Origin of the sequence: Amycolatopsis pretoriensis, assembly GCF_900107925.1 — a bacterium.
GTDB lineage: Bacteria > Actinomycetota > Actinomycetes > Mycobacteriales > Pseudonocardiaceae > Amycolatopsis > Amycolatopsis pretoriensis.
Map to the genome: position 1 here is coordinate 572,000 of NZ_FNUJ01000001.1, position 18,182 is coordinate 590,181.

An 18,182-nucleotide genomic window follows, 5' to 3' on the forward strand; every position below is an offset into this window, starting at 1 on the left:
ACCGTTGAGCCGTCGTCGCGCGGTCACCTGGGGAGCGGCGGCGGGTGCCGCGCTGCCATTCGTCGGATCTCCGGCCGTCGCGGCGGAAGAGGGCGCGCAGGGCCGCGTCTTCGACGTCACGAAGTTCGGCGCCAAAGGTGACGGCCGGACCATCGACACGGCGGCGATCAACCGCGCGATCGACGCGGCCGCCGGCCGCGGCGGGACCGTCTACTTCCCGGCCGGGACGTACGCGAGCTATTCGATCCACCTCAAGAGCAACGTGGCGCTGTACCTCGCGGCGAACGCGACGATCCTCGCGGCCACGCCGGCCGGCGGCCGGGGGTACGACCCCGCCGAGCCGGGCGCGGGCAACCCGTACCAGGACTTCGGGCACAGCCACTGGCACAACAGCCTGATCTGGGGCGAGAATCTGGAGAACGTCACCATCGAAGGGCCGGGCAAGATCGACGGCAAGGGGCTCGTCGCCGGCGGTAGCGCGGAATCCGCGCCGCTCAACGGCAACAAGGCGATCGCGCTCAAGCTGTGCCGCAACGTCGCGATCCGCGAGATCACGATCGTCAACGGCGGGCACTTCGGCATCCTCCCGACCGGTGTCGACAACTTCCGCATCGAAGGTCTGGTGATCGACACCAACCGCGACGGCATCAACATCGACTGCTGCAAGAACGTCCGGATCTCCGGCACGACGGTCAACTCGCCGAACGACGACGCGATCGTGCTGAAGAGCTCGTACGCGCTGAACCGGGTGCGGGACACCGAGAACGTGACGATCGACAACTGCTTCGTCAGCGGTTACGACCTCGGGACGCTGGTCGACGGAACGTTCAAGACGTCGTCGTACGGGCGGACCGGCCGGGTCAAGTTCGGCACGGAGGCCAACGGCGGGTTCCGCAACATCGCGATCTCCAACGTGGTCTTCGAGTACTGCCGCGGGCTGGCGCTGGAGACGGTGGACGGCGGGTGGCTGGAGGACGTGACGATCGGCAACCTGACGATGCGCAACGTCCAGATGCCGCTGTTCCTGCGGCTGGGCGCGCGGATGCGCGGCCCGGCGGGCATCCCGGTCGGCTTCCTGCGGCGGGTGAGCATCAGCGACGTCACGACGTTCGCCGCGGACCCGAGGTACCCGTCGTGTATCGCGGGCATCCCCGGCCACCCGATCGAGGACGTCAAACTGAGCAACATCCGCCACCACCTCGCGGGCGGCCTCACCCCGGGCGACGCGGTCCAGAACCCACCGGAGCTGGAAACGGCGTACCCGGAGCCGTCGATGTTCGGCACGCTGCCGGCGTACGGGTTCTTCATCCGCCACGCGCGGGGGATCAGCCTGGACAATGTGGACGTCCACTTCGGAACGCCGGACACGCGCCCGGCGTTCGTGGCGCGGGACGTCGTGGATCTCGACGTGCACCACTGCCGCGCGGACAAGGTGGCGGGAACCCCGACGTTCGTGCTGGACGACGTGGACGACTTCCGGGTGAGCGACGGGCGCCCGGTTCCGGAGGCGAAGGTGGAGCACGCGGACCACCAGGAGCTGTGAAGCTGCCGGCCGGGTCCTGGCGCCGCCGCGGGACCCGGCCGGTTTCGGTCATGCGGGCGGCGCGCCGCTGCTAACGTCCGGTGGGTGAAGGTGTGGTGGTGCGGACTGGCCGTGAGCGGCGTGGTGCTGGTGGCCGCGTGCGCGGGCGGCGGATCGGGAACGGGACGGCTGCTCCCACCGTCCACGACGGACAGCACGGTGACTCCGACGACGACCGGGACCGCGCCGACGACCGAGTCACCGTCGACCACCACGACCCGGCCGACCACCACGACGCCGGAAACACGAGCCCACACGACGACGAAGAAGCCGACGACTCCCCACCGCACGATGACCCGCCGCCGGCCGCGCTGACTCAGCGGCCGCGCAGGTCCGGGCGGGCCAAGCCGATGCCCGCCAACGCGATGAGCGCCACCGCCGCCACCGCGACGATCACCTCCAGCACCGGCACCCGGGCCGCGGTCGTCGTCAACGTGACGATGCTCGACACCAAAAGCAGTACCCCCGCGGCCAGGCTCAGCCAGCACAGCGGGGCGGTCCTCGGGATCACGTGCCAACGGGTCTGCCCGGCCATCGCGCCTCCTCGTTCGGTCGACTTCCCGTAGCTGCCCCGATCGCGTGTCGATCAAACCGCCGGCACGGAGTTGTCGCGTTCCTGCCAGCATCCGTGCGCCGCGGCCGGTCTACTCGGCCCCATGATCACCTCTCCGCACCGCCGGTGGCCCGCCGTCGTGGCCGTGACCGTCGGGATCTTCGCCATCGTCACGACCGAGATCCTGCCGATCGGCCTGCTGAACCCGATCGCCGGCGACTTCGGCCTCGCGGCCGGGACGGCCGGCTGGACCATGACCGTCCCCGGGTTCGTCGCCGCCGTCGCCGCGCCGGTCGTCACCGTCGGCACCGGGCGGTTCGACCGGCGCACCATGCTGGCCGTGCTGATGCTGCTGCTCGCGGCCGCCGGGTTCCTCGCCGCCGCCGCGCCCACCTTCGCCGTGCTGCTCGCGGCCCGTTTCCTCGTCGGGCTGGTCATCGGCGGCTTCTGGTCGATCGGTTCGGGCCTGGCACCCCGGCTCGTCGGGCCGGCCGCAGCCGGCCGGGCGACGTCGGTGATCTTCGCCGCGGTGCCGCTCGGCTCGGTGCTGGGCGTGCCGCTGGGCACCCTCGTCGGGCAGCTCGCCGGGTGGCGGACGGCCTTCCTCCTGGTCGGCCTGCTCAGTGTCGGCACCGCCGCCGCTCTCTGGCTCGTCACACCGCCTTTGCCCGCAACAGAAGTGACCCGTGCGACCGTCCTGAAAGGACTTCTCGGCAAGAGCGGAGTCCGAAGTGGACTCGTGGTGACCGTCCTCGTCGTCCTGGCCCACTTCGCCACCTACACCTACGTCACGCCGCTGCTGCGGGACGTCGTCCGCCTGGAGGTGCTCAGCGGCTACCTCCTCGTCTACGGCGCCGCCGGGATCGCGGGCACCTTCCTGGCGGGCGCGAACCGGCTGAACTTCACCACCGCGGCGATCCTCATCGCGTTCGCGACCGTCCTCCTGCCGCACGCCGGACCGATCGGCGCGCTCCTGCTGCTCGTCGTGTGGGGTGTCGGCTACGGGGCCGTCCCGGTCTGCTCCCAAACGTGGTTCGCCCGCGCGGCCCCCGACACCCCCGAGGCGGCGACCGTCGTGTTCACCGCGTCCTTCCAGGCGACGCTCTCCCTCGGCGCGCTGGCCGGCGGCTTCGTGGTCGACGCCGTCTCCGTCCCGGCCGTCATGGTCGCCGGGGCAGTGGTGGCGCTCGCCGCGGCGGCGGTCGTCACGGGTGTCCGCTCGAAAGAGGAGGTGAGGTGACGTTCCGTTGGCCGGAACACCAGGCTGTCCCGCCCACCCGGCCCGGTGCGACGGTCGAGGGCATGGCACCCGTGAAAGCGGCGATCGTCGGCCCCGGCAACATCGGCACCGATTTGCTGGCGAAGCTGCGACGCAGTGAAGTGATCGAAGTCGGCTACATGGTCGGCGTGGTCGAGTCCGACGGGCTCCGGCGCGCCCGCGAGCAGGGAATCGAAGCGTCCGCCGAGGGCGTCGACTGGCTGCTGCGCCAGGAGGAGCTGCCGGAGCTGGTGTTCGAGGCGACGTCGGCGAAGGCGCACGCCGCCAACGCGCCGCGCTACGAAGCGGCCGGCATCCAGGCGATCGACCTCACCCCGGCGCACCTCGGCCCGATGGTGTGCCCGCCGGTGAACCTCGGCGCGCACCTCGACGCCCCGAACGTCTCGATGATCACCTGCGGCGGCCAGGCCACGATCCCGATGGTGCACGCGGTTTCCCGGGTGACGCCGGTGCCGTACGCGGAGATCGTCGCGTCGGTGGCTTCGCGCGGCGCGGGGCCCGGCACGCGCGCCAACATCGACGAGTTCACGCGCACGACGTCCAGCGCCGTCGCCGAAGTCGGCGGTGCCGGGCGCGGTAAGGCGATCATCATCCTCAACCCGGTCGAGCCGCCGATGATCATGCGCGACACCGTGTTCTGCGCGATCGGGCTCGACGCCGACCGCGACGCGATCACCGCGTCCATCCACGAAATGGCCGAAGAAGTCCGGAAGTACGTGCCCGGCTACACGTTGCGCGCGGACCCGCAGTTCGACGACGCGCGCGAGGAGTGGGACGGCAACGCCCGCGTCGGGATCTTCCTCGAGGTCCGCGGCAACGGCGACTACCTGCCCGAGTACGCCGGCAACCTCGACATCATGACCGCCGCGGCCGCCCGCGTCGGCGAGCTCATGGCACGCGCGAAGCAGGAGGTGCCGGCGTGACGCGCCCAGACCTGAAGCACGACGTCCGGATCGTCGACACGACGCTGCGCGACGGCAGCCACGCGATGGCCCACCGCTTCACCGAACAGCACGTCCGCGACACTGTGCGCGCGCTGGACCGCGCCGGCGTCGAGGTGATCGAAGTGACCCACGGCGACGGCCTCGGCGGCTCGTCGTTCACCTACGGCTTCTCCGCCGTCGACGAGCTGAAACTGATCTCGGCGGCCCGCGAAGAGGCGAAGCAAGCGAAGATCGCGGTGCTGCTCGTGCCGGGGATCGGGACGGCGGAAGACCTCCAGCGCGCGTTCGACGCGGGCGCCGAGATGGTCCGCGTGGCGACGCACTGCACGGAGGCCGACGTCTCGCCGCAGCACTTCGGGCTGGCGCGCGAGCTTGGCATGGAGACCGCCGGGTTCCTGATGATGGCGCACCGGACGCCACCGGAGGACCTCGCGAAGCAGGCGCGGATCATGGTCGACGCGGGCTGCCAGGCGGCGTACGTGACGGACTCGGCGGGCGCGCTGCTGATGCACGAGGCCCGCGCGCGGTTCGAGGCCCTGGTTGCGGAGGTCGGTGACACGGCGTGGGTCGGCTATCACGGGCACCAGAACCTTTCGCTCGGTGTCGCGAACTCCGTCCTGGCGTACGAAGCCGGGGTCCGCTACATCGACGGGTCGCTCTGCGCGCTCGGCGCGGGCGCGGGGAACTCGCCGACCGAGGTGCTCGCGGCGGTGTTCGACCGCCTGGACATCGACACGGGCCTCGACGTCGGCGGGCTGCTCGACGCGGCCGAGGAGGTCGTCCGCCCGTACCTGAACCGCTGGCCGAAGATGGACCGCAACGCGATCGTCCAGGGCTGGGCCGGGGTGTATTCGAGCTTCCTGCTGCACGCCGAGCGCGCGGCGGAGCGGTACGGCGTGCCGGCGCAGGCGATCCTGCGCCGCTGTGGCGAACTCGCGCTCGTCGGCGGTCAGGAGGACATGATCATCGACGTGGCGGTGACGCTGGCCGCCGAAGGCTAAGCCGCGAACCGGTCGAGCGCGGCGAGCTTCCAGTCGCGTTTGACGTCGCTCGCGCGGTGCCCGGAGTGGTCGTCGACGAGCAGCCGCGCGCCCGGCCACGCCTCGGCGAGCTCGACCGCCGTGGTCACCGGGCAGCTGAGGTCGAGCCGGCCGTGGATCAGGACACCCGGGATGCCGGCGAGCCGGCCGGCATCCCGGATCACCGCGCCTTCCTCGAGCCAGCCCGCGTTCGCGTAGTAGTGCGTCGTGAGCCGGACGAACGCGCGGATCGTGTCGTCGACCGGCTCGTCCTGGACCGGGGGAGCGCCGGGTTCGAGCGACAGCACGACGTTCTCCCACCGCCACCACGCGGCGGCCGCCCGGTCGCGGACCGCCGGATCGGGGTCGGCCATCAGCCGCGCGTACGCGGCGACGTCGTCCTCGGCGCCCAAGCTGAACCGCGCCCACTCCTCGGGGAAGAACCGGCGCACCCCGCGGTAGAGCCAGTCGATCTCCGACCGGCGCGTGGTGCTGATCGCGCTCACGACGATCTCGGTGACCCGCTCCGGGAAGCGCTCGGCGTACACCAGCGCGAGCGTCGTGCCCCACGAGCCGCCGGTCACCATCCAGCGCTCGATGCCGAGGTGCTCGCGCAGCTTCTCCAGATCGGCCACCAGGTGCTCGGTCGTGTTGGCGTGCACCGAGGTCGTCGCGTGCGGCGTGCTCCGGCCGCAGCCGCGCTGGTCGAGCAGGACGACCCGGTAGCGGGCGGGGTCGAAGGCCCGCGGCATGCCGGGCGCGCTGCCCTGGCCCGGCCCGCCGTGCAGGACGACCGCGGGCTTGCCGGCCGGGTTCCCGTAGGTCTCCCAGTGGACGCGGTGGCCGTCGCCGACGTCGAGGAGCCCGTGGTCGTAGGGCTCGGTCAACGGGTACAGCTCCGCCATCTCCGGTGTCCTCTTTCGGTCGACGTCCGGTCTTGACCGGTCCGCGGCGGGTTTCCGGCCGCCAGAATCGGTCCCGGTGATCATTCCACTTCCACTGAGGGGACTTCGATGAAACGCAGGATCTTCGCCGCGGCCGTGGCCTGCGCGGCCACGTTCGCGGGACTGCTCGGCGCCGCTCCGGCGGCGCAGGCGGCGACGTCGGTGACGTTCACCCCGCGCACGGTGACCTCGCCGCACGAGACCCAGTACGTCGCGGCGCTGGGCTCGGTGCAACTGTCGATGACGGCGAACCAGACCGCGTACGTCTACTCGACGTTGCGCGCGAACAACGCGTCCAACACGACGCTGATCGACAACGAGGTCCGCTGTTCGAGCACGAGCGGCTGGACGAAGAACGAGGTGCTCGGGCAGAACGTCATCATCGCGAGCGCCACCGGCACCCCGGCGTCGTTGCGGGACATCAACATCACGACGCGGTTCCTGGTCCACCCGGGCGCGGCGGGCACCGTGACGTGCACGACGTACCTGCGCAGCGCGAACCTCGGGCTGGGCAACTCGACCGTGCGCCTGGCGAGCGGTGAGCTGAAGTTCGCGGACACCAGCGTCGCGAACACGACGGCCGGCACGCCGCCGCAGGCCGACGACGGTGACACGCCTCCCGGTCGCGTGATCGGCCTCAGCTCCGCGGCCCCGACGGTCCGCGAGCCGGCCACCGGCATCTTCGAGATGGCGCCGGTGACCGGGCTGAGCGTGTTCGGCGACATGGAGCTGATGGCGTGCTACCCGGAGCCGAAGGGCGGCTGCCCGGTCAACAGCATGACCGCCCGGGTGACGCTGTTCGTCAACCAGTGGAAGGCCGACGGCACGCTGTGCAAGTCGGACGCCTCGTCGAGCGTGACGGCGCTGGTCCGCCGCGACGTCCACCACTACGTGGTCCCGCTCAACACCCGCTTCACGGCGGCGACGGGCAACGGCTGCGTGCCCAAGTTCAATTTCTACGTGAAGACCGACTGGGTGAGCGGGTCGACGGGTGCGGTCCAGATGGCGTCGGGCGGTCTGCCGGACGCGGCCGGTTCGACGGCGAAGCACTACGACGCGATGAGCCACGCCTTCGCGGTCGCTTACTGAAGTCCGGGGGCGCGCCGGTTTCCGGCGCGCCCCTTTCGGGGTCAGGCGGGTTCGCCGAACCAGCGGTGCAGTGAATCGGCCAGGCCGGTCGTCGTGCCGTCTTCGCGGGCCCAGGCGATGTAGCCGTCCGGCCGGATCAGCACACCGGTGAGAGCCGGCTCGTTGACGCACTTCGCCGTCAACGTCGTCACGTGGCCGACCCAGCCGCTCGCGGTTTCGCGCAGTTCGGCGTTCTCGGCGAGGTCGAGCAGGAACGCCTTGCCGTCCTGGAGGTGCTCGCCGAGCCGGGTGCCGTCGGCGAACGCGAAGTCGGGCGCGCCGCGGCCGGTGAGGTCGTGCTCGCCGTCGATCGGGTACCGGTGCAGGACCCCGGAGAGCTTCTTGGCCAGGTAGGTCGCGCCGTCGTCGGTGAGCAGCAGGTCGGTGACGACCTGGCGCAGCGCCTTCGTCCGGACGTCGCTGCGCATCAGCGCGACCTGCGCGCGGGTCCACTCGAGGACCCACTCGCCGATCGGGTGCCGCTCGGTCGTGTAGGTGTCGAGCAGGCCGTCCGGCGCGGTGCCGTGGATGGTCGCGGCGAGTTTCCAGCCGAGGTTGACGGCGTCGCCGATGCCGAGGTTGAGCCCCTGCCCGCCAAAGGGGGAGTGGACGTGCGCGGCGTCGCCGGCCAGCAGCACGCGGCCCTGGCGGTAGGTGGTCGCCTGCCGCGCGTTGTCGGTGAAACGCGTCGCGCTGTGGATCTTCTTGACCCGGATGTCCGCGCCGGACACGCGCCGGAAGCTGTCTTCGAGCTCTTCGGCGGTGATCGGGGTGGTCCGGTCCGCGGGCGGCCCGTCGAACTCGACGGTCAGCATCCGGCCGGGCATCGGCCCGTGGACGTAGAGCCCGCCGTTGCCGTGCTGCCAGCCGGCGGGGAGCGCCTCGGCGCCGGTCAGCTCGGCGAGCGCCTGCCGCCCGGTGATGGCGGGGTCGGTCCCGGGGAACTCGAACCCGGCGTGCTTGCGGACGAAGCTGCGGCCGCCATCGGCCCCGACGAGCCACCCGGCGCCGACCTCGGTCCCGTCGTCGAGCCGCACGGTGACGCCGTCGTCGCCGGCGTCGAACCCGACGACCTCGACCCCGCGCCGGATCTCGGCCCCGAGCTCGAGGGCGCGAGCGGCGAGGACCGCTTCGACGGCCTGCTGCTGGATCACCACGACGCGGGCGGCGGGCCCGACCTCCCGGAAGGCGGGGTCGTCGAAGTGCACCCCCCGCGAAGCGACCATGATCCCGGCGAAGTGCCCGACCGGGATCGCGGGGTTCGGCCCGCCGCCGCCGCGTGACTTCATGAACGCCTCGATCTGCTTGGCGTTCTGCCGCACGATCTCGTCCACCGCGGGCAGCAGGCCACGGCGGTAGAAGGCTTCGGCGGTCGTGAGGTTGACCGACCCGGCCTTGATGGTCAGGTCGGGCTCGCTCAGCCGCTCGACGACCAGCACGTCCACGTTCTTCAGCCGGAGTTCGCAGGCCAGCATCAACCCGACCGGTCCGCCCCCGGAGATCACCACATCCCTGTTCATGCCTCCGATGATGTCGCGAAACTTTTACCGAGTCAAACTTTGTGTCCGGTCTATACTCTCGGCTCATGGCGGATCACGGACTGCGCGAGCGCAAGAAGCGGGCCACGCGCGAGCTGATCTCGAACGTGGCCACGGGCCTGTTCATCCAGCGCGGCTTCGAAGAGGTGACGGTGGCCGAGATAGCCGAGGCGGCGGGCGTCTCGAAGATGACGGTGTTCAACTACTTCCCGCGCAAGGAGGACCTGTTCCTCGACCGCCACGCGGACCGGCTGGCAGAGCTGGTCGACGTGGTCCGGTCCCGCCCGGAGGGGGTATCACCGGCGACGGCGTTGCGTGCGCATCAGCACGCACTGCTGGCTTCGGGCCATCCCCTGTCGGGGGCGATCACGGGTGGGCCGGGGTTCTGGTGGGTGCTGACATCGAGCCCGGCGTTGATGGCGCGGTGGTACGAGCAGGAGCGAGAGATCGCGGCGGCGTTCGCGGAGGTGTTCGTCGCGGAGACGGGCGAGGTGTTCCGGTCCCGGATGGCGGCGGGCCTGCTGACGACGGCGATCACGACGGTGTTTTCGCACGCGATGGGGCGGATCGTGGCGGGGGAGGACGCGGATTTGGTGCGTCGGGAGCAGGTCGCGGCGATCGATCAGGCTTTTGACCTGGTGGAACGCGGAGTGGGCGACTTCCCGGCTGTCGGGGGGCTCTGACGCCGGTGCCGCCCGAGGCGGGTCAAGCGATCGCGGGGCCGGGGTGCGCCGTGTCTCCCATGGCCCTTCGCATGTTCGCCTCCAGTTCGTCACAACGTTGGTACAGGATGTCGCGGAATCGCGACGAAGGCAGTAGATCGCCGAGCTGGAACAAGAACTCCAGACGTGCGGCCGGGCTCAACTCGGCCTGCTCGGCGAGCTTCACCAGCAGGTGGTCGAGGAGAACGCGCTGTGCCCAGCTGTGCGCCTTGAGGGTGCTGAACACCGCGGCCAGGGCTGCGACGAGGTCCGGCGAGACCTTCTTCTCCGAGATGAGCGAATTCACCCGCTGGCGGCACTCCCTCAAGGACCTGATGACCAGAAGGTCCCGGCTGACGATGAACACGAACAACAAGACGATGAGCGCGAGAGACGCGGTCATGACCGGCAGCGGCAAGCTGGCGACGGCCGGGCCCGGTGCCGTGTCCAGGTCGCCGGCGATGACCTGACTTGTGACGCCGGCCAGGAACAATCCGGTGATCACTCCGATGACGTACGGTTCCATTCCCTGGGGCGCGATTTCCGTTGCTCGTGAATCCTTCCCCCAGCGTTCGAGTCCTAATGCCAAGGCGCCGCCCAAGGCGAGGCCGGCGACCTTCAGTAGCACTTCGTCGGGGATGTTGAACACGAGAAACCAGCACATCAGGGAAATGGGCGTGGCGACGAGGAACCGTTGCAGCCAGGGCCGGTGCCGGGTGAGCAGGTAAGCGATGATCGCGGCCATGGCACTCACGTTGAACAGGCACTGCAGGCATTGCACGCTCATGGAGTAGTGGAGGTCGAACATGAGGAACTTGCCGACGACCAGGGCCAGCACCGCCAAGGCCGTCACCGCACCGAATCCGATGGCGGCGAACAGGAAGTAGAGAGGGACGAGCCAGCGCATCTCCGGGAAGCGGAACGCCAGCGCGAGGACGCTCCTGGCGTTGGAGAAGATGCGTCCGGCGAGCAGGAAGCGGGTGAACTCCTTGGTCGCTCCCCAGAAAGTCGGCCGGAACCGCAAGGAGCCGGCGCTGCGGATGAAGAACGCTTTCTCGGAGATCCAGGCGCTTCGATCCTTTTCGGCGGTTTCGAGCAATGACATGGCGTCTCGGGACGGGTCCTCGGTCATCGCGTCGAGGATCTTCATCTTGCCGGAAGGATTTTGAGTGGCAAAGGCAGAGATCAGCTCGTTGCGCGTTTCCGCGAGCAGTGCGGAGTTCTTGGTGGCATCGCTGCTGAGCAGGCACTCGTGCGCCAGTGTCCGAGTGTCCATCTTGATGGCGGCTTCGATGTAAGGGAGTTCGTTCCGGTACCTGGCGCCGCTCTCCAGCAGGCGGCGGACGAACGGTTCGGGGTCCGGATCCACCGATGCGATCATCAGGATGGTTTCCCGCCACCAGATGTTGAAGAAGAAATCGGGAGGAAGGTCCGCGTTGCCGAGATGCAGCTGCTCGGCGAGGTAGATGGCGCAAAAGTACTCTTGGAACCGGTGGTGGGCGAACCGGATCGTGTCGCTGTCGAGGTCGTGCTCCAGCAGGCCGCTTCGGGTACCCAGTCTGAGCACGGAGTTCGGGCCTACCTCGTCGGCGAAGCTCGCCCGGCCCGGGCCTGCCTTGAGGCTGAGCGTCCGGCTCATCGTCTCCAGGGACATGGTCGCGGCCAGCCGGCTGTGGAACTCGATGACCTCTTCGACCGAGGTGAGTGTCTTCTGTCCGGTGCGCCTCGACACCTCTCGAGTCATGACCCGGTCGACGACGAAGGAGAACAGCTGGGACTTGTCGGCCGGGATTCGATGGTTCGCCCTGATGTAGCCGCAGATGAGATTGAGGTAGAACGGCACCTTGGCGAGCTGGAGCAAAGAGGGGTTCTGCCAGATTTGGCCGCTGACGGCGTGCAGCTCGGGCTGCCCGCCGAAGGTGAGCTTGGTGAACTTCTTGACTCGGCGCAAGTCGAACGGCTTGATCAGGATCTGCTGGAACCCCAGCCGGTAGTCGTAGTCGAGCTCCCGGCAGGAGAGGTAGAACCTGGTGCCGGGCCACGACCGGACGAACCGTTCCACCTCCAGCGCGCGGGCCACGTATTCGTCGGCGGCGCGGGGCATTTCGTCGAGTCCGTCCAGGATGAAGACGCACCTGCCTTCGCGCAGCAGGGTTTCCCACTTCGAGTCGGACAGCCAGCTCCGGTACCCGGTCGCGAACTGGCTCCGGAGGAAGTCTTCGAACGATTCCACCTGTTCGGGTGTTCGCCAGCCGGTGTAGTAGGCCAAGTTGACCAAGATCGGTGTGCTGGGCCCGTTCTTGAGCCGGCTCCTGGCCTGGTCGGCCGCGAGGCGTCGCAACGTCACGGTCTTGCCGGCGCCCGGTGCCGCGAGGACCACGGTCGCGCTGTCGGTCGCCCGCCGGGCCGCGTGCGCGAAGGAGCGGTAGCTGACGCCGCGGGAGTTCTCCACCTTCTCCGCGTTGGGGAGGTTCTCGAAGTCGCTGCTTTCGACACCCAGCTTCAGCTTCTGCACGAGGTAGTACGAAGGTCGGATCCGATCAAGGTGGTCGTTGCTGACGATCTCGGCCTCGGGGTCGACGAAGAGATCGTCCTTCCAGCTGCTCCGAGCGTTGAGGTTGTCGACCTCGGCGATGACTCCCTTGAGGTACGCGGCCTCCTGCGGATCGAGGTTCGGGGAGGACGCCATGGAGAGGGTGCGCCGGCCGACCATGAACACGGAGACCACCACGCCGACGACAGCGACCAGGACGAGGATCCAGCCGTACCGGGTGTTCAGCGTCGCGGAGATGAACGCTTTGACCCTGTTCAGCAGGTCCGTCACCTGCTGTTCGCTGAAAACGGTCAGGAAGATCGTCAAGACGACCGACGCGGCCAGTGCCACCAGCGTGGTCAGGCGCTTCTTGCTCGCCATCGGTACGAAGTAGTTGCTGACCAGATTCACCGTGACGCCGAAACCCACCGATGTGACAACGGCCGCGATCGTGAGGATCAAACTGCCCTCCCATCGCCGGACGCCCTCGGTTGCCGTTCCGGTAGTCGGATTCCGCGCGAACCGCGTTACGCGCATTGTCCATGTGTGACGAGCCGAATCAGGCTGATCTTCAGCGGAGGGCGGTCTTCGCGCCTTCGGCGACTGCGGCGGCCACGGCGGCCAGGGCGGGGGAGTCCAGTTTCCACTGCTGCCAGTGCAGCGGTACGTCCAATGGGCGGTCCGGGGCGAGGTCCACCAGGGCGTCTCCGCGGGGTGCTGCCTGGATCTCCGGGACCATGCCCCAGCCCAGGCCGGCCGCCACTGCGTCGGCGAACGACTCGGATGCCGGGATGTAGTGGCGGACCAGGGTGAACGTGCGGCGGCGGGTCACGGCTCGGAGGAAGCGGTCCTGGAGGTCGTCCTTGCGGTCGAACAAGACCACCGGCGCTATCGGCAGGGACGCCGGCAGCGGGTCTTTCGAGAGCCATCGCTCGACGAACCCGGGGGACGCCATCGCCCGGTAGCGCATGCGGCCCAAACGGACCGATGTACAGCCCTGGACCGGTTGGGGTGACGCCGTCACCGCGGCCATCACCAGACCCTCGCGCAGGAGTGCCGCTGTGTGGTCTTGGTCCTCGCGTTGCACGTCGAAGCAGATTCCGAGGGACTCCGGGACGTGGGCCAGGCTGGGGAGGAACCACGTGGCGAGGGAGTCCGCGTTCACCGCGACCGAAAGTGTGCGGGTCGGTGAACCGAGGCCCAGCTCGGCCAGGGCGTCCTGTTCCAGCTGGGCCAGTGAGCGCGCGAAGCGGATCAAGACCTGGCCGGACTCGGTGAGCGTGACCGGCTTCGTGCGGAGGAGGAGTACCCGGCCGGTGCGCTGCTCCAAGGCCTTCACCCGCTGGCTGACCGCGGACGGCGTCACGTGCAGCACCGCCGCCGCGGCGTCAAAACTCTGCTCGTCTACTACGGCCAGCAGCGTCCTGACCTGGTCGAGGGGTAGATCTGACATCACGAACGCTAATGTTACGTAAGAATCTTTAGCTGGAGTAATCCGGCGGGGCCGCCTTACCGTGGAGGGGTGCTACCGCTGCTCCTCGCCGGGTTCGGAACCGGTCTCTCCCTCATCGTCGCCATCGGCTCCCAGAACGCCTTTCTGCTGCAACAGGGCTTGCGCGGCGGTGCTGTCGCTCCGCTCGTCGTCATCTGTGCGGCGTCGGACCTCGTGCTGATCGGGCTGGGGGTGAGCGGGATCGGCGCCGTGCTGGAGCAGTGGCCGACGGCGATCGGGGTGATCGCCGTCGGGGGCGGGCTCTTCCTGCTCGGCTACGGCGCCCTCGCCGCGCGGCGGGCGTTCCGGCCCTCGGTCATGGCCGTCGGCGACGAGCGGACGCCGTTGCGCAAGGCCGTGCTCGCCTGCGTCGCGTTCACCTGGCTCAACCCCCACGTCTACCTCGACACGGTGCTCCTGCTCGGCTCGGTCGCGGTCGCCCACGGCGACGGGCGCTGGCTGTTCGGCCTCGGCGCCGGGATCGCCAGCGCCGTCTGGTTCAGTGCGCTCGGCTTCGGAGCTCGCAGCCTCGCCGGGGTTTTCGCGCGGCCGGTGGCGTGGCGCGTCCTCGACGTCCTCATCGCCGTCACGATGACCGGCCTCGGTGCGACGATGCTCCTGAGTCACGTGTGAGTCACCAGAGCTGCCCGCGCTCGTCGGCCGGTGGTCGTTCCAGCTCCAGCAGGAACTCCTTGCGCCGCACGCCGCCCGCGTATCCGGTGAGCTTCCCGTTCTTCCCGACGACCCGGTGGCACGCCACCAGGATGCTCAGCGGATTCCGCCCGACCGCGGCCCCGACTTCCTGCGGCAGGACGCCGACGGATCGCGCGAGGTCGCCGTACGTCGCGGTTGCGCCGTACGGGATCTTCGCGATCTCGGCCCAGACCGCGCGGTCGAAGGCTGGGCCGTCGGCGCGCGTCGGGACGTCGAACTCCGTGCGCTGGCCGGCGAAGTACTCCTTCAGTTGTGCGGCCGCGGCCGGGAACGCCGAGTCGTCGCGCGGGCCGAACGCGGTCCGGTCCGGACGGGTCCAGTGGTGCGGGAAGTAGAGGCCGGTGACGACGTCGCCGTCGCCGTCGCCGACCAGGGTGAGCTCGCCGATCGGCGAGTCGATGATCGCGTGCTTCATCAGTCCTCCCAAGTAGTGCCGTCCGCCCGCGCGCCGCGCAGGCCGGGCAGCCGGATTTCCGCGGATTTCTCGGTCACGACCGTCCGATGTGGACTCCAGGTCGTCGACAGCCGGAGCCGCCGGGACATGCCCGCCCAGCCGGCCGGGGTGGCGCTGACCACCCAGACGTCCGGGTCCGGCGCCGCGAACCGCCGTGCCTGGCGCAGCCAGGACGCCGCCGTTTCCGGCCAGGTCACCGTCGCCAGCACCAGGCCGCCCCAGGCTTCGGCGATCCGTTCGCCGTCGGCTCGCGAATCCGGGTCCGCGGCCGTGCCGATCACGGCGTGCCGGGCCGGTCCGATCAGTTTCACGAGTGCCTCGAGTTCCGCGTCGGTCATGCGGCGTCGTGGAAGACGAGGCCGAGGGTGTGCCGCCGGCCCGATCGGACGGCCGAGACGCCGTGCCGCACCGGGGACGCGGACCAACCGCGGGCCGAACGGACCGGGCGGTCGCGGGTGGTGAAGACCAGACCGTGGCCTTGCGGGATGAGGGTTGCGGTGCCGCGGGATTGGGCTCGTGGTCGTTGCTCGACGAGCAGGAATTCGCCGCCGGTGTGGTCGACGCCCGGTTCGTTGAGGTTGATCACGACTTGCAGGGGGAACACCTTGTCGCCGTACAGGTCGCGGTGGAGGGCGTTCCAGCCGCCGGTTTCGTAACGCAAGAGGATGGGCGTGGGCCTTTGTTGCCCGGCGGCGTGGCAGACCTTCAGCCATTCGTCCAATGTGGACGGCCATTCCGGCTCGCGGCCGAGCCGTGTGTACCAGTCTTGGGCGATGGGCAGGAGGCGTGGGTAGAGCGCTTGCCGCAAGCGGTGGACCGGTTCGGGGAAGGGTTCGGCGAAGTAGTGGTAGTCGCCGTGGTCGCCGAAGCGGTGGCGCCGCAGGTTGACGGTCGCGCGGAAGTGTTCGGGCTGGTCCCAGAGGGCAACGAGCTTTGCGCACTCGGCCGGCGTGAGCAGCGGGGGAAGCAGGGCGCAGCCGTAGTCATCGACTTCGGCGGCCACGGCCTCCCAATCGGCGGCGGCGACGCGTTTCTCGAAGGTGCTCATACCTGGTAGACGCTCGGGCGGGGTGAAACGTGAGGTCGGAATTCGGATGGGTTCGCCGGCCGCGCCGGGCGGCTTCGGTGGACGCGGGATTGCGCGGGTGGGCTTGGGTTTCCCGGCGGCGCTCCACCGGGGGGATGGCGACCGGCGGCGGAATCCGGCACGGGGAGAACGGCGGGACTGGGCGTGGGAGAGGGGGCGGTTAGGGCGGCCTGCGGGCGGCGCCGACCGGGATGCCGAGTGGGGAAGGGCACGGCGGCCTGGGCAGGCGGTGTCGGGAAGGCGGCGCACGGACGGTGCCGGTGGGAGTGGCCGGAAAGGGAAAGGCGAAGTGGGAGGGCGCCGGTTGCGATGGCGGGTGCGGAAGGCGCCGTTAGCGAAGGTGCCGGTAGGGATGGCGGGCTGGGAAGGGTAAAGCGGAGAAGGGAGAAGTGGGAGGGGTGGGAAGGGTGGCGGTGGGATGGCGGACTGGGAAGGCGAAGCGGGGACAGAGGAAGTGGGAGGGGTGTGGTGGGTAGGGCGGGGTGGGGATGGTGCCGGTGGGATGGCGGGCTGGGGAGGGTGAAGCGGGTATGGGGGGAGTGGGAGGGGTGCGGTGGGTGATGGTGGCGTGGGGATGGCGCCGGTGGGATGGCGGGCTGGGAAGGCGAAGTGGGGAAGGGTGAAGTGGGAGCGGTGCGGTGGGTGGCGGCGGTGTGGGAAGGGTGCCGGTGGGATGGCGGAGTGGGAAGGGTGGAGCGGGGAAGAGCAAAGCGGGTTGGGTGCGGTGGGTGGTGGCGGTGTGGGAAGGGTGCCGGTGGGATGGCGGAGTGGGAAGGGTGGAGCGGGGAAGAGCAAAGCGGGTTGGGTGCGGTGGGTGATGGCGGTGTGGGAAAGGTGCCGATGGGATGGCGGAGTGGAAGGGAGAATTGGGAGGGGTGGGGTGGGGTGATGGTGGCGTGGGGATGGTGCCGGTGGGATGGCGGAGTGCAGAAAGTGGCGTGGGTGATGCCGGTGCGGGTGGTGGAGCAGGGGTGGGCGGCGTTGCGCCGGGGTGCTGAGTGTGGCGGAGCGCGGGAGGTGTCAGTCGGGTTGAGCGGGAGCGGAGACGCGGAGTGGGCGGAGGTCAATGGAGAGGCAGAGCAAGGAAGGCTGAGGACGCCCCACCTCCGCCCACCCCGGCCCGGCCCCCCGCGGCCCGTCACCTCAAGCGGCCTCCAGTGTCAACAGCGTCCGCTTTGCTTCCTCTCCTCCCGCGTACTGGCCGTACGATCCGTCCGACCGGACCACCCGGTGACACGGCACCACCACCGGCAGCGGGTTGAGCGCGCAGGCCGTGCCGACCGCGCGGACCGCCTTTGGGCTTCCCGCCGCCGCTGCCACCTGGGCGTAGCTCTCCGTGTGGCCGTAGTCGATCTCCGGCAGGTGCTCCAGTACCGACAGGCGGAAGCCGCGGGCCAGGCGGAAGTCGAGGGGGAGGTCGAAGCTTTGGCGGCCGCCCGTGAAGTACTCGTCCAGCTGGCGGACCGCCGCGTCGAGACGGGCTGGGGCGCGTAGGATGCGGGGGCTGATCGCCTCGGCCAGGGCGGCCAGGACCGCGTCGTGGTCCTGGCGGTCGAAGGCCACCTTGACCAGGCCCTCCTTCGTCGCCGCCAGCAGCAGCGGGCCGACCGGGCTGTCGATCGTGCGGTAGGCGACGTCCAGCAGGCCCTCGCGCTCCGCGTCGGCCTGCAGCCGTTCGTGCATGTGGTGCGGCAGGACCTGGGCCTCCACCGGGAACGACCAGATTGCGTCGATCATGAGTGCGCTCCTTCCAGGGGATAGACGGCCCGCAAGGCCTTGACGCCGTCGGCGGCCGCGCGGCGGGCGGCCTCCGCCGTGCCTCCGGTGATCTCCGCGATTTCGCGGTACGGCAGCCCGGCCAGGTAGTGGTAGGCGACGGCGATGCGTTGCTTGTCCGGCAGTTTCGCCAGCGCGTCCCACAAGTCGCCGTTCCACGCGTCGGTGCGGCCGGGGCGGTCCGGGATCTCGCCCACGGGCAGTGGGCGGCGAGCCTGCGCGCGGGTGACGTCGACGGCCTTGCGGTGCGCGATCGTGACGAGCCACGCCTGCACGTTCGCGTCGGCGGGCAGCTCGGGGTACGCCTTGAGCGCCGCCAGGAAGGTCTCCGACCAGGCGTCTTCGGCGTCCGCTTGGCCGAGGACGGCCCGGCAGACGCGCAGGACCATCGGCCCGTGCTCGGCCACGATCTGCTCGAACGGTTTCACGATCACACCC

18 protein-coding genes are annotated in these 18,182 nt (G+C 69.9%); 8 read left to right on the forward strand and 10 right to left on the reverse strand.

Annotated features, from left to right (window positions below; translation table 11 throughout):
• Positions 1–52 precede the first annotated feature (52 nt).
• Together BLV96_RS02785 and BLV96_RS02790 are read left to right on the forward strand one after the other, a co-directional pair.
• Complete coding sequence (locus BLV96_RS02785; RefSeq protein ID WP_091388849.1) at positions 53–1,543, forward strand: rhamnogalacturonidase; 1,491 nt, start codon at positions 53–55, stop codon at positions 1,541–1,543.
• 84 nt (positions 1,544–1,627) lie between these two features.
• A complete protein-coding gene (locus tag BLV96_RS02790; protein WP_143050911.1) occupies positions 1,628–1,897 on the forward strand; it encodes a hypothetical protein in 270 nt (89 codons plus the stop codon).
• A 1-nt stretch (position 1,898) separates the two neighbouring features.
• Here the strand turns inward: BLV96_RS02790 and BLV96_RS02795 are convergent, their stop codons facing one another.
• Positions 1,899–2,117 carry a hypothetical protein gene (locus tag BLV96_RS02795; RefSeq protein WP_091388695.1) on the reverse strand — a complete coding sequence of 73 codons (219 nt, stop codon included), beginning with the start codon at positions 2,115–2,117 and terminating at the stop codon, positions 1,899–1,901.
• 121 nt (positions 2,118–2,238) lie between these two features.
• Here BLV96_RS02795 and BLV96_RS02800 point away from each other — a divergent pair, with 121 nt between their 5' ends.
• The 3 genes from BLV96_RS02800 to dmpG all read left to right on the forward strand — a co-directional run bounded on the left by BLV96_RS02800 (position 2,239) and on the right by dmpG (position 5,359).
• Positions 2,239–3,375 (forward strand): MFS transporter, encoded by a 1,137-nt coding sequence (locus BLV96_RS02800; RefSeq protein ID WP_091388698.1) that lies wholly within the window; start codon positions 2,239–2,241, stop codon positions 3,373–3,375.
• Between the two features lie 62 nt (positions 3,376–3,437).
• Positions 3,438–4,337, forward strand: coding sequence for an acetaldehyde dehydrogenase (acetylating) (locus tag BLV96_RS02805; RefSeq protein ID WP_091388851.1), 900 nt, complete (start codon positions 3,438–3,440; stop codon positions 4,335–4,337).
• Complete coding sequence (gene dmpG, locus BLV96_RS02810) at positions 4,334–5,359, forward strand: 4-hydroxy-2-oxovalerate aldolase (protein WP_091388701.1); 1,026 nt, start codon at positions 4,334–4,336, stop codon at positions 5,357–5,359. The genes BLV96_RS02805 and dmpG overlap by 4 nt, the downstream gene beginning before the upstream one ends.
• Here dmpG and pip read toward each other — a convergent pair.
• Complete coding sequence (pip, locus tag BLV96_RS02815; RefSeq protein ID WP_086681763.1) at positions 5,356–6,282, reverse strand: prolyl aminopeptidase; 927 nt, start codon at positions 6,280–6,282, stop codon at positions 5,356–5,358. The two genes, dmpG and pip, sit on opposite strands and share 4 nt — an antisense overlap.
• A 108-nt stretch (positions 6,283–6,390) precedes the next feature.
• Here pip and BLV96_RS02820 point away from each other — a divergent pair, with 108 nt between their 5' ends.
• Positions 6,391–7,410 (forward strand): hypothetical protein, encoded by a 1,020-nt coding sequence (locus tag BLV96_RS02820; RefSeq protein ID WP_086681766.1) that lies wholly within the window; start codon positions 6,391–6,393, stop codon positions 7,408–7,410.
• Between the two features lie 41 nt (positions 7,411–7,451).
• On the opposite strand, the gene BLV96_RS02825 is transcribed toward BLV96_RS02820, so the two are convergent.
• Positions 7,452–8,969: an FAD-dependent monooxygenase gene (locus BLV96_RS02825; protein WP_086681769.1), complete on the reverse strand. Its 1,518-nt coding sequence runs from the start codon at positions 8,967–8,969 to the stop codon at positions 7,452–7,454.
• 65 nt (positions 8,970–9,034) lie between these two features.
• Between BLV96_RS02825 and BLV96_RS02830 the strand changes: the two genes are divergently transcribed.
• Positions 9,035–9,670 carry a TetR/AcrR family transcriptional regulator gene (locus tag BLV96_RS02830; protein ID WP_086681773.1) on the forward strand — a complete coding sequence of 212 codons (636 nt, stop codon included), beginning with the start codon at positions 9,035–9,037 and terminating at the stop codon, positions 9,668–9,670.
• Between the two features lie 22 nt (positions 9,671–9,692).
• Here the strand turns inward: BLV96_RS02830 and BLV96_RS02835 are convergent, their stop codons facing one another.
• Together BLV96_RS02835 and BLV96_RS02840 are read right to left on the reverse strand one after the other, a co-directional pair.
• On the reverse strand, positions 9,693–12,683 hold the full coding sequence (locus BLV96_RS02835; RefSeq protein WP_086681775.1) for an NACHT domain-containing protein: 2,991 nt from the start codon (positions 12,681–12,683) through the stop codon (positions 9,693–9,695).
• 109 nt (positions 12,684–12,792) lie between these two features.
• The gene (locus BLV96_RS02840; protein WP_425266161.1) at positions 12,793–13,674 is read right to left on the reverse strand and encodes a LysR family transcriptional regulator ArgP; all 882 of its coding nucleotides are present in this window, start codon (positions 13,672–13,674) and stop codon (positions 12,793–12,795) included.
• A gap of 69 nt (positions 13,675–13,743) precedes the next feature.
• Between BLV96_RS02840 and BLV96_RS02845 the strand changes: the two genes are divergently transcribed.
• Positions 13,744–14,346 carry a LysE/ArgO family amino acid transporter gene (locus BLV96_RS02845; RefSeq protein WP_086681780.1) on the forward strand — a complete coding sequence of 201 codons (603 nt, stop codon included), beginning with the start codon at positions 13,744–13,746 and terminating at the stop codon, positions 14,344–14,346.
• Between the two features lies 1 nt (position 14,347).
• Here the strand turns inward: BLV96_RS02845 and BLV96_RS02850 are convergent, their stop codons facing one another.
• The 5 genes from BLV96_RS02850 to BLV96_RS02870 form a co-directional block, all read right to left on the reverse strand.
• Positions 14,348–14,842 carry a methylated-DNA--[protein]-cysteine S-methyltransferase gene (locus BLV96_RS02850; RefSeq protein WP_167379518.1) on the reverse strand — a complete coding sequence of 165 codons (495 nt, stop codon included), beginning with the start codon at positions 14,840–14,842 and terminating at the stop codon, positions 14,348–14,350.
• Positions 14,842–15,219 (reverse strand): hypothetical protein, encoded by a 378-nt coding sequence (locus BLV96_RS02855; protein ID WP_086681782.1) that lies wholly within the window; start codon positions 15,217–15,219, stop codon positions 14,842–14,844. Before BLV96_RS02855 ends, BLV96_RS02850 begins: the two co-directional genes overlap by 1 nt.
• Complete coding sequence (locus tag BLV96_RS02860) at positions 15,216–15,929, reverse strand: 2OG-Fe(II) oxygenase (RefSeq protein WP_086681785.1); 714 nt, start codon at positions 15,927–15,929, stop codon at positions 15,216–15,218. The genes BLV96_RS02855 and BLV96_RS02860 overlap by 4 nt, the downstream gene beginning before the upstream one ends.
• 1,182 nt (positions 15,930–17,111) lie before the next feature.
• The gene (locus BLV96_RS02865; RefSeq protein WP_091388705.1) at positions 17,112–17,705 is read right to left on the reverse strand and encodes a methylated-DNA--[protein]-cysteine S-methyltransferase; all 594 of its coding nucleotides are present in this window, start codon (positions 17,703–17,705) and stop codon (positions 17,112–17,114) included.
• Entirely contained in the window at positions 17,702–18,178 is a 477-nt protein-coding gene (locus BLV96_RS02870; RefSeq protein WP_086682955.1) for an RNA polymerase sigma factor, read from the reverse strand. The genes BLV96_RS02865 and BLV96_RS02870 overlap by 4 nt, the downstream gene beginning before the upstream one ends.
• Positions 18,179–18,182 lie beyond the last annotated feature (4 nt).